Here is a 21,461-nt window from a genome sequence, read left to right on the forward strand (position 1 = left end):
TTGGGAGCGCTGCGCACTCCAGCGGGAGCAAGCTCCCTCGCCACGATCACCTCCTTGCCACAGCAACAGGGCGGCGTGAGAAATTTTCCTGAAAAGCGCCCCAAAACAGCGCAACCCTCTCACGCCAAAAGCTCCATAATCCCCTCCTCTCTTGTATCAATCGGTTTTCGCGAGGACTGCGTGTCTAAAGGTGTGGTGTTATCGGTTTTGGCCTCGGTGTTGTTTGCCGTGATGTATTACTTCACATCACTGCTCACGCCCTTGAGCGGCCTGGAAATTTTTGGCTGGCGCATGCTGCTGACCGTGCCGTGCATGACGGTGTTCATGGTTGTCAGCGGCGAATGGCGACGGGTGTGGGAACTGCTGCAAGTGCTGGCGGCCACGCCGAAGCTGATTGCGGGCGTGCTGGTGTCTTCAGCCTTGCTGGGGGTGCAGTTGTGGTTGTTCATGTGGGCACCGCTAAACGGTCGCAGCCTGGATGTGTCGGTGGGGTACTTCCTGTTGCCGCTGACGATGGTGCTGACCGGGCGCCTGGTATGGGGTGAGCGACTGTCACGCCTGCAACAGGTGGCGGTGTTTTTTGCCGGCCTTGGGGTGCTGAACGAGTTGTACCAGGCCGGTGGTTTTTCCTGGGCAACGCTGGTGGTGATCATCGGTTACCCGGTGTATTTCGTGGTGCGCAAATACCTCAAGACCGACCACCTGGGCGGGCTCTGGCTGGACATGGCGCTGATGTTGCCGGTGGCGTGGTGGTTTGTGCAAAGCGGCGAGCAGGGGTTTGCCGTGCTGGATATCCATCCCAAGCTGTATGCCTTGATTCCAACGCTGGGGGTTATCAGTGCGTCGGCGCTGGTGAGCTACATCATTGCCAGTCGTTTGCTGGCGTTCAGCTTGTTCGGCTTGCTCAGTTATGTCGAACCGGTGCTGTTGCTGGGGGTGGCACTGTTGTTGGGTGAAGGGATCAAAGCTGGCGAATGGCTGACCTATATCCCGATCTGGCTGGCGGTGATGGTGTTGGTGTATGAGGGTTTCAAGCATCTGGTGCGTCAGCGCAGGACTTGATGGGAGTTGAAACGGGGCGTCCGTACCCCTTTTACAGGTTTACTCAGTCACTTTGGTATCGGTGTCAGGGGCAGGTGGGCCATGTTTTTCCAGGATGTCTGCGAATGTGTCCAGATTGTCCCTGACAGTACCGTACCGGGGGATCCGGCTTTGGATTTCACCGCCCACCTTTTCAAGCCACTTGTCCATCGCTTCCTTGCCTACGCCAAAAAGCTTGCCCAGTCGGTTGTCATGGTTCAATTGCAGTAACGTGCCTTTGGCCGGATTCTTGACGATTTCTTCAATGGAGTGGGCAATGTCCGAAGGCACGCCGAACACGATCAATGCGGTTGCCAGCCCTTCCCCGGGGTTTCGTAGCTGCCTGATGAACTCGTGAAACATCCCCGCCAGATTATTGGCCCCGACATTGTCCATAGATTGGCCTTGGATCCGGCGGACCCACTGTTTCAGCGTCATCGGCACGAGTGGAGCATCACTGTTGTTCAGCCCGTTTCGTACAAAATAAAACCTGTTTTTGCCGCTGCTTCCAAGCAGGTTTCCGCACGGGTCGTACTTGTAGACCACTTCTGTCCCATCCTTCAAATACCCTTTGTAGGTTGGCTGCCCCCGCTCGTCGAACGCCTTGAGAGATGTATTGCGCACCCCCCTGACGGGCACAGGCGGCACGGTGATGTCTTTATTCAAGCGGGTGAAAATGTCGCCTTTTTCATATCCGTAGCTTCCGACCACGGCGTTGATATCGTTAGCTGCAAACTGAGCCAGGGTCTCCTTGACCCTGGGTCTGCTCTGCTGCGCGAAATGGGCTGCAAACTTTTCCTGCTTCTCGGGATCATCGGCTTGTTCCTTGACCCAGGCGGTCATCTCTTCACGCGTGTTGAATTCGTGAAAGGATGGCCCTGGTTCCTCGGGTACATACAATAAGAAGTTCGTACCTTCGGCGCTGGGTGGTACGCGCTTGATCACCGCGATGTCTTTGGCCTGCAAACCGTCCACCGCAAAAGTCGAAACCTGCATGCCAGGCGTGCCTTGAGCGTTGCGCGTCAATGACCCATCGGCCAGTTCTCGCCCTTTGGCACTCAAAGTGCCATCCCGAAATTCCGATTGAATCGTGTCCATGAATGTATTGCGCGCGTTGTTGGCGGCCTGCCAACCCTCGGTAAACACGATAGTGCCCTTTGGGCGGATGGGCTCACTGTGCACTTGTGGGCCAAACCAAGAGGTTGGTGCGGAGGTGATTGTGTTCATAACGAAGATCTCTTGTCAGCGGGGCAGGTTGATTCCTGCTGCCCTGCCATCTTTGTGATCCACAATCTCGCCACCGTTCCATCCCGGAAAGCAGAAAGCCCGGCAGAGGGTGTCCTCTACCGGGCTTTTTCATCGTTGAAAACCGTCAGTCAGCCGTCAACACACCACGACGCACCTGGTCACGCTCGATGGACTCGAACAACGCCTTGAAGTTGCCCTCGCCAAACCCATCGTCGCCCTTGCGCTGGATGAATTCGAAGAACACCGGGCCCATGAGGGTTTCCGAGAAGATCTGCAACAGCAGGCGCTTGTCACCTTCGATGGACGAACCGTCCAGCAAGATGCCGCGTGCCTGCAACTGGTCCACCGGCTCGCCGTGGTCTGGCAGGCGGCCTTCGAGCATTTCGTAGTAGGTGTCTGGCGGCGCGGTCATGAAGCGCATGCCGATCTTCTTCAGCGCGTCCCAGGTCTTGACCAGGTCTTCGGTGAGGAACGCCACGTGCTGGATGCCCTCCCCGTTGAACTGCATCAGGAACTCTTCGATCTGGCCCGCGCCCTTGGACGATTCTTCGTTGAGCGGGATGCGGATCATGCCGTCCGGCGCGCTCATGGCCTTGGAGGTCAGGCCGGTGTATTCGCCCTTGATGTCGAAGTAGCGCGCTTCACGGAAGTTGAACAGTTTTTCGTAGAAGTTGGCCCAATAGGCCATGCGCCCGCGGTACACGTTGTGGGTCAGGTGGTCGATGACCTTGAGGCCGGCGCCTTGCGGGTTGCGGTCCACGCCTTCGATGAACACGAAGTCGATGTCATAGATCGAGCTGCCTTCGCCGAAACGGTCGATCAGGTACAGCGGCGCGCCGCCGATGCCCTTGATGGCGGGCAGGTTCAGTTCCATCGGCCCGGTTTCGATATGGATCGGCTGGGCGCCCAGCTCGAGCGCGCGGTTGTAAGCCTGTTGCGAGTCCTTGACGCGGAACGCCATGCCACACACTGACGGGCCGTGTTCAGCGGCAAAGTAGGAGGCGATGCTGTTGGGCTCGTTGTTGAGGATCAGGTTGATCTCGCCCTGGCGATACAGGTGGACGTTCTTGGAGCGGTGGGTCGCGACCTTGGTGAAACCCATGATCTCGAAGATCGGCTCCAGGGTACCTGGCGTCGGCGAGGCGAACTCGATGAATTCAAAGCCCATCAGGCCCATTGGGTTTTCGTATAGATCTGCCATGGTGGCACCTCATCATTCTTGTAATAAACACAGGGTTAATTGCGAGCAAGGATGAGGTCGGATGGCGGCGCACAGGAAAGGCCTCGCACAGTGCGGGCGAGGAAGTCACCAAAGATGAGGGGGGAGCCCAGTAGCTTCATGATTGCATCAGTCTCTGACGGCCGAGGCTTGCGTGAGCGCAAGTCCATATTCTTGTATGCGTAAATCGATTCTACACAGCGTAACCGTATTTGTCCGTACTCTTATCAAATCCCCATCGGCCTGGCCTGCGCAAGGGGTTTATTGCACAGGTAGATACCGAGCAGGATCACCGCACCGCCGCCGAGCATCGGCCAGGTCAACGGCTCACCCAGCAACAACGCACCGCAGACCACTGCGGTCAGCGGGTTCAGTGCGATGAACACGCCGGCGCGGGTGGCACCGATACGACGCAGCCCATCGTAGTAACCGATATACGCCAGGGCCGAGCCCAGCACACCGAGGTACAGCAGGCTGAACACCTGGGGCGAATGAATCGCACTGAGCCCTTCCACGGTCAAGCGCCCCGTGGCCAGCGTGGTGAACACCAGCATGGCCGTGCCCAGCAGAATCGACCACGTCACTGTCTGCAGGGGCCCCAGGCTGTGGTTCAGCCCTCGTGAAAACAGCGAGTACACGCCCCACCCCACCACGCAGCCGAAAATCAACAGATCACCCCGCCAGGCCTGCGCACTGCCTTGCAGCAATTGCGGGTTGCGACTGACGATCACAGTCGCAGCGCCGCCCAGGCACAGGGCAATGCCCAGCCACTTGGCCCGGCTGAAACGCTCCTTGAACAGCAGCCAGGATGCCAGCCCGATCACGGCGGGATTCAACGCGACAATCAGCGACGCCCGCGACGCATTGATGGACTGCAAGCCATAGAAAAAACACAGGTTGTAGGCATAGATCCCGCAGAAGCCCAACAACGCCAGCCGCAACAGTTGCGCCGGGGTCGGGCACACCAGGGGGATGCGCGCAAAACCCATGAACAACACCAACGCCAGGCTGGCCGCGACAAAGCGCAGGCTGGCCGCCAGCAGCGGATCGACACTCGCCGCCAGGTAACGACCGGCGACAAAAGTGCCGCCCCAGATCATCGTCACGGCCGCGAGCTTCCAATAGGTGCGGTGGTCTGCGGACAATTTCATCAATAAATGCTCGGGTGATGGAAGGACTGGCGTATTCTTCGACTAATACCCGATCATCGTAAAATGAGTAATTGCTCATGACCCTGACCCAACTTGAAATCTTTTCCCTGGTGGCCGAGCTGCAAGGTTTTACCAGTGCGGCCCATCGCCTGGGGATCGGCCAATCGGCGGTCTCCCACGCCATCAAGGCGCTGGAACAGGAATGGGGGGTGGAAGTGTTCCGCCGTCACCAGTCCCAGGTAGAACTCAGTGACATCGGCCAGCAACTGCTGCTGCGCGCCCGGGCCATACTCGGCCTGGCCAACACCCTGCAACAGGAGGCCGCCGATGCCCGCGGGATGAAACGCGGCACGTTGCGCATCGGCTCCTTCGGGCCCACGTCGTCCAATCGGTTGCTGCCACCGGTCCTGGCACATTTTCGCCAGGCGTATCCGGGGATCGAGGTGCATATCGATGAGGGCCCGGATCGCCAGGTGATGCAATGGCTGGACGAGCGGCGCATCGACGTCGGGTTTGTGGTGCTGGAGCAGGAGCGTTTCGACACGTTTGCGCTGTTCGAGGATCAGTTGGTGGCGCTGTTGCCTGCCGATCATCCGCTGGCATCTCGCCCGGCCATTGCCCTGGACGCGTTGTGCGACGACCCTTTTATCCTGACCGAAGCCGGCTCGGCCGAACTGGTGGTTCGGGTGTTCAACAACGCACGGCTGGTGCCGAAAGTGCGTTTTCGCTGTGCTCAGTTGTTGAGTACCCTTGAAGCGGTGAGCCGGGGCGACGGTGTGAGTCTGGTGGCCGAGGGGTCGTTGCCTGAACTGGCGGACCCACGCTACGTGTCCCGCCCTCTGGCCCCGGCAATCGTTCGCCCCATCGGGCTGGCGGTACTGGACCGGCGTCAGTCATCACCGGCGACCCTGGCGTTTATCGAAGTGGCGCAGCGTGTTCACAGCCGCGGCTTGTCGTGAAAGGTAGGGTTAGGCGTCAGGTAACTATTCTGACGGCGCCTACTGACCGAACGGCTAGGTAGGGCAAGCTAATTCCAGCCCGGCCAACTATCATCGAATCAAGCTGATTTGCCCTCCGGCGTTTTTTCATACTGCAACAGGCCGTGCCCCCCATGCCCCTGACTCTCAACGGCCCGCGAAACCGCGCCAGCCGCTACCTGATCACCTCCCTCAGTGCCGTGTTGCCAATCGCCCTGGGCGTGGTGATCTTGTACTGGCAAGCCGAACGCAGCCTCACACAAAGCACCGCGCAAACCGCCCAGGAAGCCGTACGCCAATTCGACCTGATGCTCGACAACACGGCCCTCGCCGCCCAGGCCCTGCTGCCACTGGCGGGCCAGCCGTGTGACAGTGCTGCGCAACTGGCACTGCGCGAACAGGTCACGCGCCGGCCATTTGTGCGCGCAACCACCTTGTCCTGGCAGAAGAACATCTATTGCAGCTCACTGTTTGGTGATGCCTACGAATCGAAGGTCAACCCGGAGGACTACGTGGATGGCCGCCTGTGGCTGATGAATGGCAACCCGGTCACGCCCGATACCGCATTGCTGGTTTATCGGCTGGTCGAGGGTGATAAAGCGGCATTTGCCTCGATTGACGGCTACCACCTGACCAACGCCCTGCGCCTGATCAGCCGCTACGCGCAGTTGGTCTTGCAAGTAGGCCCGCACTGGCTGGGGGCTGGTGGCAAGGTACAGGACACCACCGTGCCGAAGTTTGCCGTGGCCCATCAGCACTTGGCCTCGACGCGCTACGATTACAGCGTGGAAGCCGGTATGCCGGCAGGCGAAGTATGGCGTTACATGGAGGCCCGATACCCGGGTTTCTTCAGCCTGCTGGTGTTCTTCGGCGTACTCGCCGGCCTGCTCGCGCACTGGCTGCAAAAGCGCTCTTCGGCGCCGACCCATGAACTGCAACGGGCCTTGGCCGCGAACGAATTCATTCCCTATTTCCAGCCGGTCGTGCGGGGCGACACCCGCGAATGGGCCGGCTGTGAAGTCTTGATGCGCTGGCAACATCCAAAGGAAGGCCTCGTACGCCCGGACTTGTTTATTCCTTTGGCCGAGCATTCCGGCCTGATCGTCCCCATGACCCGCTCGTTGCTGCGCCAGACCGCTGCGCAACTGGCGCCCCACGCCGCGCGCTTCCGCCCGGGGTTCCACATCGGCGTGAACATCACCGCACGCCATTGCCAGGACTTGGACCTGGTGCAGGATTGCCGTGAGTTTCTCGCCGCCTTCGCGCCTGGCCAGGTCACGTTGGTGCTGGAGTTGACCGAACGCGAATTGATCACGCCGACCGATATCACCCGCCAGCTGTTCGATGCCCTGCACCAATTAGGGGTGTTGATCGCCATTGATGACTTCGGCACCGGCCATTCAAGCTTGGGTTACTTGCGCAACTTCAATGTCGATTACTTGAAAATCGATCAAAGCTTTGTCGCCATGATCGGTGTCGATGCACTCTCGCGGCATATTCTGGACAGCATCATCGAATTATCCGGCAAGCTCGACCTGGGCATAGTCGCAGAAGGCGTGGAAACAGTGGAGCAGTGCGAGTACCTGGCAGCACAAGGCGTGGATTTCCTACAGGGCTATCTGTTCGGCCGGCCGTTACCTTGCAATGAGTTCACTGCGTCCCTGGCGAGCCATTGAATAGCCACGGACTAACATCATGAAATAATCTTGTTCAGACAAAGACGTTATTTACTCTCGGCGGATTAACTACTACAATTTTTTCTGCCGGTGCAAAACACGCAGAAAGGCCTCTTTTTTTGAGCCGCCTTAAAGCTTTGGCTTATAGCTTTGCCTGCAGTTGATATCAGCCAACTACATAATTGGAGTACAGAACTTGTCCAGACTCGCCGAATTTCGCGCAGCAGAAAAAGCCCTTCAAGAGCAGCTGGCTCAGCTGGAAACCTTGAAGAATGATGCCGGCCTGAAGAAAGAAATCGAATTTGAAGAAAAGCTTCAAGGGCTGATGAAAAGCTACGGCAAAAGCCTGCGTGACATCATCTCCATCCTTGATCCGAACCCAGGCAAGGCCGGTGCAGCTGTTGCCGCTGCCCCCAAACAGCGCCGCGCCCGTGTGGTCAAGGTTTACCACAACCCGCACACCGGTGAGCTGATCGAGACCAAGGGCGGCAACCACCGCGGCCTTAAAGCCTGGAAAGAACAGTATGGCGCAGCCACTGTAGATTCCTGGCTGCGCGGCTGATCAGACCGCACCCACAAAGAGCCCCGCACATGCGGGGCTTTTTTTGCAGGTTCGATAACGAACTTAACTAACAGTTCACTTTGTTCAAAATCGCCCCCGGCAACGCCCTCAAAGTTTCAGGCTGTCGCGCACCGAAGTGACTTCTTCCTTGCTGGCCTCATAGGCTTGCGCCTGCCCGGCATAAGAAAAAACATAGGCCTTTTCGATATCAACTGCGCCCACCAATGTTTGCGAAAGCACATGCCGCCCGTTCTCGGTAATCACGCAAGTAGTTTCCAGCGCATCAAGACCGCTCAATGTGGTTGGGTGCATTTTGCTACACACACTTTGATAGCCGCCGTGGGCAAACTCTTTCTGGATGGATTTGCGCATCTCCAGCAATACGCCTTGAAGATTAACTTTGTGCCCGGGTTCAATCGGAGTAGCGGTCAACTCCATGACCATCAAGGTCGTGCCATTTTCATCGTTCTTGATCGCGCGCTGGCGTGATACCACGGCGGGCTTTGCCGGTGACTCGCCGTCAGGCACCACTTCCTCGACCTGCCAGCCACTGGGCCAATGAACTTGCGGGTCGGCCGCCAGCACCCACGGACTTGCCAGCAGCACACACACAGCGCTCAACAACGGTTTACGAAATTCGATCATTGCGACAAACACCCAAGGTTCCAGCGCCAAAGTTTGAGCCCCGCCCCCCATGCGCCGCAAGGCCGGCGTGACCTTTTTCATTTGGCGCACTGGCCAGGCCTTGCGTATCATAACCCGGCTGCACGGATGCTTGCCGCAAGCCAAGGGACCGCTTTGCCCCATTTTTTCTGGAGGGCCCATGAGCCTGCACGAACTGAACACTTTCCCGGGCGTTACCGCCCAACCGGACACCGCCACCTCGAACTTCGTGTTCAACCACACCATGTTGCGGGTCAAGGACATCACCAAGTCGCTGGACTTCTACACCCGCGTGCTGGGTTTCTCCCTGGTTGAAAAGCGCGATTTCCCGGAAGCGGAATTCAGCCTGTACTTCCTGGCACTGGTGGACAAGTCCCAGATCCCGGCCGATGCGGCCGAGCGCACGCAGTGGATGAAGTCGATCCCCGGCATCCTGGAACTGACCCACAACCACGGCACCGAAAACGACGCCAGCTTTGCCTACCACAACGGCAACACCGACCCGCGTGGTTTTGGCCATATCTGCATTTCCGTGCCGGACATCGTTGCCGCTTGCGAGCGTTTCGAAGCCCTGGGCTGTGATTTCCAGAAACGCCTGAGCGATGGCCGCATGAAGAGCCTGGCGTTTATCAAGGACCCGGATGCGTACTGGGTCGAGATCATCCAGCCAGCGCCCATGTAAGTAGGTGGCGTGACGCGGAGCGTCACTGGATGCATTCCCACGCAGAGCGTAGGAACAAGCAGGAATAAAAAAACCCCATGATCACTCATGGGGTTTTTCATTTCAGCGGGGCAACTTACGAGGTGCGGATCAAGTGATCAAAGGCACTCAGGGAAGCCTTGGCGCCCTCGCCCACTGCAATCACGATCTGCTTGTACGGCACCGTGGTGACGTCGCCGGCGGCGAATACGCCGGGCAGTGAAGTCTCGCCACGGGCATCGACGATGATCTCGCCGCGAGGCGACAGCTCGACGGTACCTTTGAGCCAGTCAGTGTTTGGCAACAGGCCGATCTGCACGAAGATGCCTTCCAGATCGACAGTCTTGAACTCACCGCTGTCGCGATCCTTGTACGCCAGGCCGGTGACTTTCTGGCCATCACCTTTGACTTCGCTGGTCAGCGCGCTGGTGATCACGTCAACGTTCGGCAGGCTGAACAGCTTGCGCTGCAACACCGCATCGGCACGCAGCTTGCTGTCAAACTCCAGCAAGGTGACATGGCTGACAATGCCGGCCAGGTCGATGGCCGCTTCAACGCCGGAGTTACCGCCGCCGATCACCGCTACACGCTTGCCCTTGAACAACGGACCGTCGCAGTGCGGGCAGAAGCACACGCCCTTGGCCTTGTATTCCTGCTCGCCCGGCACGCCCATTTCACGCCAGCGCGCACCGGTGGCCAGGATCACGGTCTTGGACTTGAGGGTCGCACCGCTTTCGAAGCGAATTTCATGCAGCTCGCCTGGGTTCTTGGCCGGAATCAACGCACTGGCGCGCTGCAGGTTCATGATGTCCACGTCGTATTGGCGCACGTGGGCCTCAAGGGCGCTGGCCAGTTTCGGCCCTTCGGTTTCCTGCACCGAGATGAAGTTCTCGATGGACATGGTGTCCAGCACTTGCCCGCCAAAACGCTCTGCGGCGACGCCGGTACGGATACCTTTACGTGCGGCGTAGATAGCGGCTGCCGAGCCGGCCGGGCCACCACCGACGACAAGCACATCGAACGCGTCTTTGGCGCTGATTTTCTCGGCGGCTTTTTCGATGCCGCTGGTGTCGAGCTTGGCGAGGATTTCTTCCAGGCCCATGCGGCCCTGGCCGAAGTTCACACCGTTGAGGTAGACACTGGGCACCGCCATGATCTGGCGTTCATCCACTTCCGCCTGGAACAACGCGCCGTCGATGGCGACGTGGCGGATGTTCGGGTTGAGCACGGCCATCAGGTTCAATGCCTGGACCACGTCCGGGCAGTTCTGGCAGGACAGCGAGAAGTACGTCTCGAAGCTGAACTCGCCTTTCAGGGCGCGGATCTGTTCAATCACGTCGACACTGGCCTTCGACGGGTGGCCACCGACTTGCAGCAGGGCCAGCACCAGCGAAGTGAATTCATGGCCCATCGGGATGCCGGCAAAACGCAGGCTGATCTCGGCACCCGGGCGGTTGATGGAGAACGATGGCTTGCGCGCATCATGGCCATCGGTTTTCAGGGTAATCAGCGTGGTGAGGCTGACAACGTCCTGCAACAGGGCAAGCATTTCCTGGGATTTCGCACCGTCGTCGAGGGAGGCGACGATCTCGATCGGCTGGGTGACCCGTTCCAGGTATGACTTCAACTGAGCTTTAAGATTGGCGTCCAACATACGGGCGATTCCTTTTAATTCGGTAAAAAAAACGCCCGAGCGAATATCGCCCGGGCGTTTTTGAGGGCGGATGCAGCTTACTTAAGGTGCGGTGTAGTCCGCCCTGAGGTGCTTCACAGACTTAGATCTTGCCAACCAGGTCCAGGGACGGAGCCAGGGTAGCCTCGCCTTCTTTCCACTTGGCTGGGCACACTTCGCCTGGGTGGGCAGCTACGTACTGAGCGGCCTTGATTTTGCGCAGCAGCTCGGATGCGTCACGGCCAACACCGCCGTCGTTCAGTTCAACGATCTTGATCTGACCTTCTGGGTTGATCACGAAGGTGCCACGGTCTGCCAGGCCAGCTTCTTCGATCAGCACGTCGAAGTTGCGGGAGATGGTCAGGGTTGGGTCGCCGATCATGGTGTACTGGATTTTGCCGATGGCTGGCGAAGTGTTGTGCCAGGCTGCGTGGGCAAAATGGGTGTCGGTGGAAACGCTGTAGATCTCGACGCCCAGTTTCTGGAATTCGGCGTAGTTGTCGGCCAGGTCTTCCAGCTCGGTTGGGCAAACGAAGGTGAAGTCGGCTGGGTAGAAGAACACCACGGACCACTTGCCTTTCAGGTCGGCGTCGGACACATCTACGAAGTTGCCGTTTTTGTATGCGGTAGCTTTGAACGGTTTTACTTGGCTGTTGATGATAGGCATCGTTGACTCTCCGTCAGGGTTAAGAAGTTGATGAAGTGAATCCTACGCACTCTCTGCGCCGATGGCTCATTGGCAAACCTGATGCTCGCGATTGGCTTTCTCTATCAGCAAGCACTATTAATAGAAGAAATCTTAAAGCAGCGGTTGCGTCGCCAACGTCATGCCGAGAAAAGGCGTCGCTTCAACATAGCGCATGGCGGATTTCATGTCGCTCCAGCCGACGTAACTCATCAGCGACTTGAGATCCCAGCCGCTGCGGTGGGCCCAGGTCGCAAAGCCCCGACGCAGCGAGTGGCTGGTGTAGAGGTCGGCGGCGATACCGGCGCGCTCCAGCGCCTGGCGCAACAGCGGGATCACGCTGTTGGGGTGCAACCCCTCCTCCCCCAGGTTGCCCCAGCGATCAACCCCACGGAACACCGGGCCGCGCACCAGCGCCGAGGCGCTGAGCCATTCACTGTAGGCCTGCACCGGACACAGGCGCAGCAGCGCGGGGGTCTGGTAGGTCTTGCCGAGGTTGTCGCGGTCGCTTTTGCTGCGCGGCAGGTACAGGCTGATGCCGGCGCCGGGCGTGGCTTGCACATGCTCGATCTGCAGCCGGCACAACTCGTCGCTGCGAAAGCCGCGCCAGAAGCCCAGCAAGATCAACGCGGTGTCGCGCTTCGCCCGCAGCAAGCGCGCCTGGTCGTGGGCGTGGGTGGCTTCTTGCGCCTCAGTCGCCAGTGAAGCCACCACCTGCTCCAGGTGCTTGAGTTGCAATGGCTCGGCCTGTTTTTCCTGTGCCGGGTGCACGGCACGTATCCCTTTGAGCACCTTGCGCACCACCGGCGCTTTCGTCGGGTCGGGAAAGCCTTGGCTGGTGTGCCACTGCGCCAACGCCGAGAGCCGCAGCTTCAAGGTGTTGACCGCCAGCACGCCTGCATGGGCCACCAGGTAGCGCGCCACGCTGTCGCTGGTGGCCGGCAGAAACCCACCCCAACTCACTTCGAAGTGTTCGATGGCCGCGCGATAGCTGCGCCGCGTGTTGTCGCGGGTGGCGGCATTGAGATAACGGTCCAGATCGCTCATGGGAGGCCTATTCGTACTGCTTGCGGGTGTTCACGCGGTTAAAACGTCAATCACACGGGATAATACGCCAATATCCCATCTGTTAAATCATGAATTTAAACGAATTTATATTCGTGCTAGAGTATGTATCTACATACTACATACCACAGTACTAAATCGACGGAGACCCCATGGCACGTGGCGGCATAAACAAAGCAGTCGTTCAAACGGCACGCCTGGCGATCCTTGCTCGCGGCGAGAACCCGAGCATTGATGCCGTACGCATCGAAATGGGCAATACCGGCTCAAAGACTACGATTCACCGCTATTTGAAGGAGTTGGACGACAGTGAGTCGCGCCTCACCATCACCCAGGCACCGCTCGACGATGAGCTGGGCGAACTGGTCGCACGACTGGCGCAACGCCTGAAAGAGAAAGCCCAGGAGCCCATCGACCAAGCCCTGGCGCAATTCGAGCAACAGAAAAGCGCCCTGCTCGCCCAGGTAGAAACCCTGGAAGCCGCCCACGGCCAGCTCAAGCAGCAATTTGATATCCAGGCCGCCGCCCTGGCCGAAGAAAGCGCTGCCTTGCAAACTGCCAGCACCAGCCTGCAGACCGAGCAAACCCGTAACGCCGGCCTCAGCCAGGCCTGCAGCGATTACGAGCTGCGTATCAATGACAAGGACGAACAGATCCGTTCGCTGGAAGACAAGCACCTGCACGCCCGCGATGCCCTTGAGCATTACCGCAATGCCATCAAGGAGCAGCGCGAGCAGGAACAGCGCCGCCATGAAGGCCAACTGCAACAGGTGCAGGCGGAGCTACGCCAGGCCCAGCAAAGCGCCATGGTGCGCCAGGATGAAATCACCCAGCTGCATCGCGATAATGAGCGGCTGTTGATCGAGCACCGGGTCACCACCAAAGAGCTGGCGACCGCGCAGGAGCAGGCCCGCAAGGACCAGGCCCAGCAGCTCAAGTTGAACGAACAGATGAATCAGATAGACGGCGAACGCAGCCTGCTTCAGGAGCGCTTGCGCGTGGCCGTGCTGGAGTGCCAGTCACGCCAGGAGGCACTGGCCGAACACCGGCAGGTGAACAAGACGCTGGAACTGGACCTGATCAAGGCCCAGGCCAGCATCGAGGCATTGCAACTGGCCGCCGTCGTTGCAACGGCAGCAGAGGCAACGCCAGACGCCTGATCAGCCCGCCACAGGCGTGCGCATGGTGACGAATTCTTCCGCCGCCGTAGGATGCACGCCGATGGTTTCATCGAAATGCCGCTTGGTCGCGCCTGCCTTGAGCGCGATCGCCAGGCCCTGGACGATTTCACCGGCATCCGGGCCAACCATGTGGCAACCCAACACCTTGTCGGTGTCGGCATCCACCACCAGCTTCATCAGGGTTTTTTCCTGGCACTCGGTCAGGGTCAGCTTCATTGGCCGGAAGCGGCTTTCGAAGATCTGCACCGTGTGCCCCTTCTCTTTCGCCTCTTCTTCTGTCAGCCCCACGGTGCCGATATTCGGCAGGCTGAACACCGCTGTCGGAATCATCGCGTAATCCACAGGGCGGTATTGCTCAGGTTTGAACAGGCGGCGCGCCACCGCCATGCCTTCGGCCAGGGCCACCGGCGTCAGCTGTACGCGACCGATCACATCACCAATGGCGAGGATCGACGATTCGGCGGTCTGGTACAGGTCGTCCACTTCGACAAAACCGCGCTTGTCGAGTTTGACCCCCGTGTTTTCCAGGCCCAGGTTATCCAGCATCGGACGCCGGCCAGTGGCGTAGAACACACAGTCCGCCTCCAGCACGCGGCCGTCTTTCAAGGTCGCTTTCAGGCTGCCATCGGCTTGTTTGTCGATGCGCTCGATATCGGCATTGAACTGCAAGTCCAGGCCACGCTTGGTCAGCTCTTCCTTGAGATGGGTGCGCACGGCGCCATCGAAGCCGCGCAGGAACAGGTCGCCGCGATACAGCAACGATGTTTTCGCCCCCAGGCCATGGAAAATCCCTGCGAACTCAACGGCAATATAACCACCGCCCACCACCAGCACGCGCTTGGGCAGTTCTTCAAGGAAAAACGCCTCGTTGGAGCCAATAGCATGTTCGCGCCCCGGAATCTCCGGGATCTGCGGCCAGCCGCCCGTTGCGATGAGGATGTGTTTGGCGCTGAAGCGCTCGCCATTGATTTCCACCTGATGGGCATCAACCAAGCGTGCGTGCCCCTCGTGCAGGGTCACACCACTGTTGACCAAGAGGTTGCGATAAATACCGTTGAGGCGATTGATCTCACGGTCCTTGTTGGCGATCAGGGTCGCCCAATCAAAGTTCGCTTCCCCCAGCGACCAGCCAAAACCGCTGGCCTGCTCGAAGTCCTCGGCAAAGTGCGCGCCATACACCAGCAGTTTTTTCGGCACGCAGCCAACGTTGACGCAGGTGCCGCCCAGGTAGCGGCTTTCGGCCACAGCCACCTTGGCACCAAACCCTGCAGCAAAACGCGCTGCGCGAACACCGCCGGAACCGGCGCCAATTACATACAAGTCAAAATCGTAGGCCATTTCACTCTCCTCGGCAGGACATCAGCATACCGACTTACAGGGTACTGAAAAACGAAAAAGCCACCCGAAGGTGGCTTTCGCTTAAAACCGCTCTGGCTACCGTGAATCAGTAAGCCTTGCCAGTCTTGTAGAAGTGCTCGTAGCAGAAGTTGGTTGCTTCGATGTAGCCTTCAGCGCCACCGCAGTCGAAACGACGGCCTTTGAACTTGTAGGCAATCACGCAACCGTCTTTGGCTTGCTTGAGCAAGGCGTCGGTGATCTGGATTTCGCCGCCCTTGCCTGGCTCGGTTTCTTCGATCAACTTGAAGATATCCGGGGTCAGGATGTAACGGCCGATGATCGCCAGGTTCGACGGGGCATCTTCCGGCGCTGGTTTTTCAACCATGTCGCGCACGCGGATCAGGCCATCACCAATGTCGTCGCCGGCGATGACGCCGTACTTGTTGGTTTCTTGAGGATCGACCTCTTGCACGGCAACGATGGTGCAACGGTACTTCTGGTACAGCTTGACCATCTGGGTCAGCACGCCGTCGCCTTCCAGGTTGACGCACAGGTCGTCCGCCAGTACCACGGCGAACGGTTCGTCACCGATCAGCGGGCGACCGGTCAGGATCGCGTGGCCAAGGCCTTTCATCTGGGTCTGACGGGTGTAGGAGAACGAGCACTCGTCCAGCAGCTTGCGGATACCAACCAGGTATTTTTCCTTGTCGGTGCCCTTGATCTGGTTTTCCAGCTCGTAGCTGATGTCGAAGTGGTCTTCCAGGGCGCGTTTGCCGCGGCCGGTCACGATGGAGATTTCGTTCAGGCCGGCATCCAGAGCCTCTTCGACGCCGTACTGAATCAGTGGCTTGTTCACCACCGGCAGCATCTCTTTAGGCATGGCTTTGGTCGCTGGCAGGAAGCGAGTGCCGTAACCGGCTGCTGGGAACAAGCATTTCTTGATCATATAAGTCCTTACAAAGGGCTGTGCGTACGGAATTCGGCGCAGTCTAATCAGGCCGCAGTCACCTTACAATGGGTCCTGCTGGCGTTGCGATGTCAACATAGAGAAAAAATGTCGGTGTAAGTTCCGCTTATCTTACAGAGGGCGTCGCCACCGACAGGGCCAAAAAAGTCTAGCCCTCACTGTTTTAAAGGGCTGCAACCTTTTTAGCACGCTTTTCGCGGTTGCACATTGGATTGGAATAACTTGCGCGGGGCCGCGACATTTGGCGCTATCATTACCCCCTTGAACTTGACCACGAGATGCTCAATAGATGTCAGAACCAAAAGGCGTAAACGGCTACCTGATCACCAAGCGTGCAGACGGCTGGCACCTGATCAACTTCCACGGCGACAGCGTTGCCGGGGCTTTTGCGACCGAAAGCCAGGCGGCAGCGGTCGCTGAAGTGTTTGTGGACGAAGCCGGCCACGCGTCGAGCAAGCGCCCCAAAGGCAAGTAAGCCTCGGCGCCTTGCGCAAAAGCCCCGGTCAACGGGGCTTTTTTGTGTTTGCCTGTACCTTGGTGGCAGTTCGCTATAGTCTTGCGCAGACGCTCAACGAGCGTATCGGCGCGCCCTCCAACACCCTCTACGACGACCTACCCATGAACAAAATTCTGGCACTGACTGCGGTACTGGCGCTTGCCGGGTGCACCACCACCTCTGATGTCTATCTGAAAAACGGCGAGCAAGGCCTGACCGTCGACTGCTCTGGCGAGGCCAACTCGTGGGCCAGTTGCTACGAAAAAGCCGATGCGTCCTGTGCAGGCACCGGCTATCGCATCGTCGGCACCGAGGGCACGCCGGCCCTGAGCGAGGGCGACAAGACCCTGGGCAAGGACGTCGGCAATTACAAAAGCCGCAGCGTAGTGGTGGTCTGCAAGTAACCCTTGGGGTTACAGGTGCACTTCAGCGAACTTGATACCCAGCCCGCGCAGGGTCTCGGTCAGCGTATCAAGGCTGGCAAAGGATTCGACCTCATCCTGGTCGTCCACCAGGAAAAAGCTGCGACCGCCGCTTTTCTTGAAAAAGACGATCCATTCGCCGAGGTCGGCGGGATTCTGGATCACATGGGTAGCCGAAATCTGGCCCTCGGCATGGCGCGCTTTGACGTGTTCACGTTTCATATCTGATATTCCGCAACGGCATCAGCCGGAAATGCAATCTTCCCCAGCCTTTTTCACATCACCCGGACGGATCGGCACATTGGACATGCTCTCATAGAGCTTGATGCTGCTACCGCTGGAGCGGTCTTCGATCTCGAAAATGGCCGAGGGGTCCGCGGAAAATTTCTGCGGGACAATAACCTGCACACCGTCTTTATGTGGTTCGATTTGCGACGGGCGACGCGTAGCCGACAGCTTGTGTACCACACAGGCAGCATATTCCTGCGGCTTCTTGCCAGAGATGACGGCCAGCGTGGGAGGGGTCTGCTTGATATCGGCAACCGAGGCACACCCACCTAGCGCCACGGCCAGAACCAACACACTCCACTTCATACAAAACCTCCGATAAAGATCCTACGACAGCCGGGATGGTAAATTTCTCCCGCCAACGTAGGATTTATCCCTGATAACTCGGTAAATAACTGTTTTAAATTGTCGATGTCATCGACAACGGCACGATAATAAAAGCGCTGGGGCTGATAAACTCCATCTTAACCTACGTATCGTTCTGATTTTTCAGAATAAGCCCTTCTGGAGACACCCCATGAAATTCATCCACCAGCGCGAGCACCTCAACGAGGGGGACATTGTCGTCATCGAATGCTCGCAGACTTGTAATATTCGTCTGATGAGCGATGCGAACTTTCGCAGCTTCAAAAATGGCGGCCGCCACACCTACCACGGTGGCGCATTCGACAAGTTTCCCGCCAAGATCACCGCGCCAAGCACCGGCTTCTGGAACATTACCCTGGATGTGGTCACCCGCCGCGCGATCAGCGTGACGCGCAAACCCGCCCTGTCCCACAAGATTCGTATCGTTCGTCGCACCAGCACCAAGCTGAGCTGATTCGGACTCGCCACAGGAAATAAGCAGTGACTACCACCAAATACGTGATCAAGTACAAACTCAACGGCGAACGCCGCTTCGAGTTCGCCCAACTGCACAGCAACAGCGTGGAAGAAGCCAAGCAAGCCCTGGCCAAAATCCATGATGCCAGTGATGAAATCACCGACATCACTGTGAGCAAGGCCCTGTAAACCGATGCCCACCGCCGACCTGTTCGCCGATGACGCCCTGCAACAACCCGCAGGGCGTGAACAAATCGGCGATGAGTCCTACGTGCTAAGGGGTTATGCCCTGCCCTGGATCGAACGTCTTCTACCATCGCTGCGCCAGGTGCTGGCGCAATCACCCTTTCGGCAGATGGTCACCCCAGGCGGTTTTACGATGTCGGCGGCGTTGAGCAGTTGCGGTGAGCTAGGCTGGACCACCGACGCCCACGGCTACCGCTACTCCCCGCTGGACCCGCGCAGCCAACTGCCCTGGCCGACCATGCCCGACGCATTGCGCGAGTTGGCCGTGCAGGCTGCGGCAGACGCGGGCTTCATCGGGTTCGCCCCCGACGCCTGCCTGATCAACCGCTACGTGCCCGGCGCCAAAATGTCCCTGCATCAGGACAAGAACGAACGCCGCTACAGCGCACCGGTGGTGTCGGTGTCCCTCGGCTTGCCGGCGATTTTTCTGTTTGGTGGCCACGCGCGTAGTGACCGGACACAGAAAGTTTCGCTGTTCCATGGCGACGTCGTGGTCTGGGGCGGCGTCGATCGCCTGCGCTTTCACGGCGTGATGCCCGTCAAGGAAGGCCGGCACCCGGTGATGGGCCCGCAACGCATCAACCTGACGTTTCGCACTGCCGGCTGATTTTGACCGCAAGCTTCGGAGTGCCAGGCCGATGCCACAGGGTTACTCTGCGCAAGACCCGTCAAGAGTGCCGCCCATGAACACCGAAGAAGATCCGCGCTGGGCCGCCATTGTCGCCCGCGACCCCAAGGCCGATGGGCTGTTTGTCTACGGCGTAAAAACCACCGGCGTGTATTGCCGTCCCAGCAGCGCCTCGCGGTTGCCGCGCCCGGAAAATATCCAGTTCTTCGACACGCCGGCACACGCCGAGGCCGCCGGTTACCGCGCAAGCAAACGCGCGCGCGGGGACCAGACCGAACTGGCAGCCCAGCATGCGCAACTGGTCGCCGAGGCGTGCCGCCACATCGAACAGGCCGACACCCCGCCCAGCCTCAACGCACTCGCCCTGCGTGCAGGGCTCAGCCCTTTCCACTTTCATCGGGTGTTCAAAGCCGTCACCGGGCTGACGCCCAAGGGCTACGCCAGCGCCGAGCGCACGCGCAAAGTGCGTGAAGGGCTCAAGGGCCAGCATTCGGTCACCGACGCGCTGTATGACGCAGGTTTCAACTCCAACAGCCGCTTTTATGAGGCGGCCGATCAGTTGCTCGGCATGAAACCCAGTGACTACAAGGCCGGTGGCACCAACAGCGAGATCCTGTTCGCGGTTGGCCAGTGTTCGCTGGGCGCGATACTGGTGGCGCAAAGCCGCCGTGGTGTGTGCGCCATTCTGCTGGGGGATGACCCGGACACACTGGTGCGCGATCTACAGGATCAGTTCCCCAAGGCCCACCTGGTGGGCGCAGACCGCCGCTTCGAACAAACGGTCGCGCAAGTCGTGGGCTTTATCGAGGCGCCCGCCCTCGGCCTGGACTTGCCCCTGGACCTGCGGGGCACTGCCTTTCAGCAACGAGTGTGGCAAGCCCTGCGCGATATACCGCTGGGCAGCACCGCCAGCTATGCGCAGATCGCCGAGCGCATCGGCGCACCCAAGTCGTTTCGCGCAGTGGCCCAGGCATGCGGCGCCAACAGCCTGGCAGTGGCCATCCCGTGCCACCGCGTGGTGCGCAGCAATGGCGAACTGTCGGGCTACCGCTGGGGTGTGGAGCGCAAGCGGCGCTTGCTGGCACGCGAAAGTGACAGCTGACCCGCACGAAAAAGCGCTCGCGTCCAGTGAATAAAACAGAGTGGCCGGCGGCCAAGGGCCCTGCTAAAACAGCGAAAAATCTTACTAACGCTGGAGACGCATCCCATGAGCACCTGGCCAGACACCCGCCTGATTGATTTGCTGGGCATCGACACGCCCATCATCCAGGCCCCGATGGCGGTCGGCACGACCACGGCCATGGTCATCGCCGCCAATAACGCGGGCGCACTGGGTTCGCTGCCGGCGGCGGCGCTCAGCATCGAGCAACTGCGTGAAGCGCTCAGCACGATTCGCCAGGCCAGCGTGCGGCCGATCAACGTCAACTTCTTCTGCCACCAACCGCCTGAGCCCGATGCCGTACGGGATCAGCACTGGAAGGAGCTGTTGAAACCCTACTACCTCGAACTGGGCGCCGACTTCGACGCGCCGACACCGGTTTCCAACCGCGAACCGTTCAACGATGCCGCCTGCCAGGTAGTTGAAGAGTTCCGTCCCGAGGTGGTGAGCTTTCACTTTGGCTTGCCGGAAAAATCCCTGCTGGATCGGGTAAAAGCCACCGGAGCCAAGGTGTTGTCCTCGGCCACCACCGTGGAAGAGGCGATCTGGCTGGAACAACACGGCTGTGACGCAATCATCGCCATGGGCATTGAGGCCGGTGGGCATCGTGGCCTGTTCCTTACCGACGACCTCAACACCCAGATCGGTCTGTTCGCCCTGCTGCCGCAAATCGTCGACGCCGTCAGCGTGCCGGTGATCGCGGCCGGTGGCATTGGCGATGCACGGGGGATTGTCGCCGCGTTCGCTTTGGGCGCCTCGGCGGTGCAGATCGGCACCGCCTACCTGTTCACCCCGGAAGCGAATGTCACGCCGTCCCATCACCACGCCTTGCGTCATGCCCAGGCCAGTGAAACCGCGTTGACCAACCTGTTCACCGGCCGCCCGGCACGGGGCATTGTCAACCGGGTCATGCGTGAGTTGGGTGCGATCAACCCGGCGGCGCCGGCATTTCCTACTTCCGGCGGCGCGCTGATACCGCTCAAGGCGAAGGACGAAGCCGGTTTCAGCAACCTGTGGTCGGGCCAGGCACTGCGCCTTGGCAAAGACATCTCTACCTATGACCTGACACGGGAATTGGCCGAACAGGCGCTGGCCAAACTCACGAAAAACTGACACCTGGGGCAACTTGGCACTGTACCGGCAATGGCTAACCGCTATATATTCCCGTAAATAGCGGTAACGCCTTCTACCTATAACAAGCCGTACACCCTCAGGA

General features: G+C 59.2%; 24 protein-coding genes. 13 read left to right on the forward strand and 11 right to left on the reverse strand.

Going from position 1 to position 21,461, the window contains the following annotated elements; translation table 11 throughout:
- The first annotated feature begins 180 nt into the window (after nt 1-180).
- Nucleotides 181-1,062: an EamA family transporter RarD gene (gene rarD / locus B348_RS0100425; RefSeq protein WP_026136446.1), complete on the forward strand. Its 882-nt coding sequence runs from the start codon at nt 181-183 to the stop codon at nt 1,060-1,062.
- A 39-nt stretch (nt 1,063-1,101) separates the two neighbouring features.
- Here the strand turns inward: rarD and B348_RS0100430 are convergent, their stop codons facing one another.
- From B348_RS0100430 to B348_RS0100440, 3 genes are all read right to left on the reverse strand, one after another.
- Complete coding sequence (locus B348_RS0100430) at nt 1,102-2,307, reverse strand: dermonecrotic toxin domain-containing protein (protein ID WP_017734204.1); 1,206 nt, start codon at nt 2,305-2,307, stop codon at nt 1,102-1,104.
- A gap of 145 nt (nt 2,308-2,452) precedes the next feature.
- Nucleotides 2,453-3,529 (reverse strand): 4-hydroxyphenylpyruvate dioxygenase, encoded by a 1,077-nt coding sequence (gene hppD / locus B348_RS0100435; RefSeq protein ID WP_026136447.1) that lies wholly within the window; start codon nt 3,527-3,529, stop codon nt 2,453-2,455.
- 245 nt (nt 3,530-3,774) lie between these two features.
- On the reverse strand, nt 3,775-4,698 hold the full coding sequence (locus B348_RS0100440) for a DMT family transporter (RefSeq protein ID WP_017734206.1): 924 nt from the start codon (nt 4,696-4,698) through the stop codon (nt 3,775-3,777).
- A 77-nt stretch (nt 4,699-4,775) separates the two neighbouring features.
- Here B348_RS0100440 and B348_RS0100445 point away from each other — a divergent pair, with 77 nt between their 5' ends.
- The 3 genes from B348_RS0100445 (at nt 4,776) to B348_RS0100455 (ending at nt 7,913) form a co-directional block, all read left to right on the forward strand.
- Nucleotides 4,776-5,657, forward strand: coding sequence for a LysR family transcriptional regulator (locus B348_RS0100445; protein WP_017734207.1), 882 nt, complete (start codon nt 4,776-4,778; stop codon nt 5,655-5,657).
- Between the two features lie 152 nt (nt 5,658-5,809).
- Nucleotides 5,810-7,351 (forward strand): EAL domain-containing protein, encoded by a 1,542-nt coding sequence (locus tag B348_RS0100450; protein ID WP_017734208.1) that lies wholly within the window; start codon nt 5,810-5,812, stop codon nt 7,349-7,351.
- Between the two features lie 196 nt (nt 7,352-7,547).
- Nucleotides 7,548-7,913 (forward strand): histone-like nucleoid-structuring protein, MvaT/MvaU family, encoded by a 366-nt coding sequence (locus B348_RS0100455; protein WP_017734209.1) that lies wholly within the window; start codon nt 7,548-7,550, stop codon nt 7,911-7,913.
- A 108-nt stretch (nt 7,914-8,021) separates the two neighbouring features.
- Here the strand turns inward: B348_RS0100455 and B348_RS0100460 are convergent, their stop codons facing one another.
- Nucleotides 8,022-8,558: a DUF4946 domain-containing protein gene (locus B348_RS0100460; protein ID WP_026136448.1), complete on the reverse strand. Its 537-nt coding sequence runs from the start codon at nt 8,556-8,558 to the stop codon at nt 8,022-8,024.
- Nucleotides 8,559-8,736: 178 nt separating this feature from the next.
- Between B348_RS0100460 and gloA the strand changes: the two genes are divergently transcribed.
- A complete protein-coding gene (gene gloA, locus B348_RS0100465) occupies nt 8,737-9,258 on the forward strand; it encodes a lactoylglutathione lyase (RefSeq protein ID WP_017734211.1) in 522 nt (173 codons plus the stop codon).
- 115 nt (nt 9,259-9,373) lie between these two features.
- Here gloA and ahpF read toward each other — a convergent pair whose 3' ends face one another.
- From ahpF to B348_RS0100480, 3 genes are all read right to left on the reverse strand, one after another.
- Nucleotides 9,374-10,930: an alkyl hydroperoxide reductase subunit F gene (gene ahpF, locus B348_RS0100470; RefSeq protein ID WP_017734212.1), complete on the reverse strand. Its 1,557-nt coding sequence runs from the start codon at nt 10,928-10,930 to the stop codon at nt 9,374-9,376.
- A 121-nt stretch (nt 10,931-11,051) separates the two neighbouring features.
- Nucleotides 11,052-11,615, reverse strand: coding sequence for an alkyl hydroperoxide reductase subunit C (gene ahpC / locus B348_RS0100475; RefSeq protein WP_010210361.1), 564 nt, complete (start codon nt 11,613-11,615; stop codon nt 11,052-11,054).
- A gap of 132 nt (nt 11,616-11,747) precedes the next feature.
- A complete protein-coding gene (locus B348_RS0100480; protein ID WP_017734213.1) occupies nt 11,748-12,680 on the reverse strand; it encodes a site-specific integrase in 933 nt (310 codons plus the stop codon).
- Between the two features lie 170 nt (nt 12,681-12,850).
- On the opposite strand from B348_RS0100480, the gene B348_RS0100485 reads away from it, so the two are divergent.
- Complete coding sequence (locus tag B348_RS0100485; RefSeq protein WP_017734214.1) at nt 12,851-13,858, forward strand: DNA-binding protein; 1,008 nt, start codon at nt 12,851-12,853, stop codon at nt 13,856-13,858.
- On the opposite strand, the gene gorA is transcribed toward B348_RS0100485, so the two are convergent.
- Nucleotides 13,859-15,217 (reverse strand): glutathione-disulfide reductase, encoded by a 1,359-nt coding sequence (gene gorA / locus B348_RS0100490; RefSeq protein WP_017734215.1) that lies wholly within the window; start codon nt 15,215-15,217, stop codon nt 13,859-13,861. It lies immediately after the preceding gene.
- A gap of 106 nt (nt 15,218-15,323) precedes the next feature.
- Complete coding sequence (gene galU, locus B348_RS0100495; RefSeq protein WP_003212579.1) at nt 15,324-16,163, reverse strand: UTP--glucose-1-phosphate uridylyltransferase GalU; 840 nt, start codon at nt 16,161-16,163, stop codon at nt 15,324-15,326.
- Between the two features lie 310 nt (nt 16,164-16,473).
- On the opposite strand from galU, the gene B348_RS0100500 reads away from it, so the two are divergent.
- The gene (locus tag B348_RS0100500; RefSeq protein ID WP_017734216.1) at nt 16,474-16,659 is read left to right on the forward strand and encodes a hypothetical protein; all 186 of its coding nucleotides are present in this window, start codon (nt 16,474-16,476) and stop codon (nt 16,657-16,659) included.
- A gap of 143 nt (nt 16,660-16,802) precedes the next feature.
- Nucleotides 16,803-17,084, forward strand: coding sequence for a hypothetical protein (locus tag B348_RS0100505; protein WP_026136449.1), 282 nt, complete (start codon nt 16,803-16,805; stop codon nt 17,082-17,084).
- Nucleotides 17,085-17,093: 9 nt separating this feature from the next.
- On the opposite strand, the gene B348_RS0100510 is transcribed toward B348_RS0100505, so the two are convergent.
- Nucleotides 17,094-17,324: a hypothetical protein gene (locus B348_RS0100510; protein ID WP_017734218.1), complete on the reverse strand. Its 231-nt coding sequence runs from the start codon at nt 17,322-17,324 to the stop codon at nt 17,094-17,096.
- A 21-nt stretch (nt 17,325-17,345) separates the two neighbouring features.
- Nucleotides 17,346-17,696, reverse strand: a complete 351-nt coding sequence (locus tag B348_RS0100515; RefSeq protein ID WP_017734219.1) for a hypothetical protein — start codon at nt 17,694-17,696, stop codon at nt 17,346-17,348.
- 211 nt (nt 17,697-17,907) lie between these two features.
- On the opposite strand from B348_RS0100515, the gene B348_RS0100520 reads away from it, so the two are divergent.
- From B348_RS0100520 to B348_RS0100540, 5 genes are all read left to right on the forward strand, one after another.
- Nucleotides 17,908-18,210 carry a DUF1883 domain-containing protein gene (locus B348_RS0100520; RefSeq protein ID WP_003173824.1) on the forward strand — a complete coding sequence of 101 codons (303 nt, stop codon included), beginning with the start codon at nt 17,908-17,910 and terminating at the stop codon, nt 18,208-18,210.
- A 26-nt stretch (nt 18,211-18,236) separates the two neighbouring features.
- Nucleotides 18,237-18,401: a hypothetical protein gene (locus B348_RS1000000131690; RefSeq protein ID WP_017734220.1), complete on the forward strand. Its 165-nt coding sequence runs from the start codon at nt 18,237-18,239 to the stop codon at nt 18,399-18,401.
- A 4-nt stretch (nt 18,402-18,405) separates the two neighbouring features.
- Nucleotides 18,406-19,065 (forward strand): DNA oxidative demethylase AlkB, encoded by a 660-nt coding sequence (gene alkB, locus B348_RS0100530; protein ID WP_017734221.1) that lies wholly within the window; start codon nt 18,406-18,408, stop codon nt 19,063-19,065.
- 76 nt (nt 19,066-19,141) lie between these two features.
- Nucleotides 19,142-20,188, forward strand: coding sequence for a bifunctional DNA-binding transcriptional regulator/O6-methylguanine-DNA methyltransferase Ada (gene ada, locus B348_RS0100535; RefSeq protein ID WP_017734222.1), 1,047 nt, complete (start codon nt 19,142-19,144; stop codon nt 20,186-20,188).
- Nucleotides 20,189-20,293: 105 nt separating this feature from the next.
- Nucleotides 20,294-21,358 carry a nitronate monooxygenase family protein gene (locus B348_RS0100540; RefSeq protein WP_017734223.1) on the forward strand — a complete coding sequence of 355 codons (1,065 nt, stop codon included), beginning with the start codon at nt 20,294-20,296 and terminating at the stop codon, nt 21,356-21,358.
- The last annotated feature ends 103 nt before the right edge of the window (nt 21,359-21,461 follow it).

The sequence above is a fragment of the Pseudomonas sp. CBZ-4 genome, assembly GCF_000346755.1.
Taxonomy (GTDB): Bacteria; Pseudomonadota; Gammaproteobacteria; order Pseudomonadales; family Pseudomonadaceae; genus Aquipseudomonas.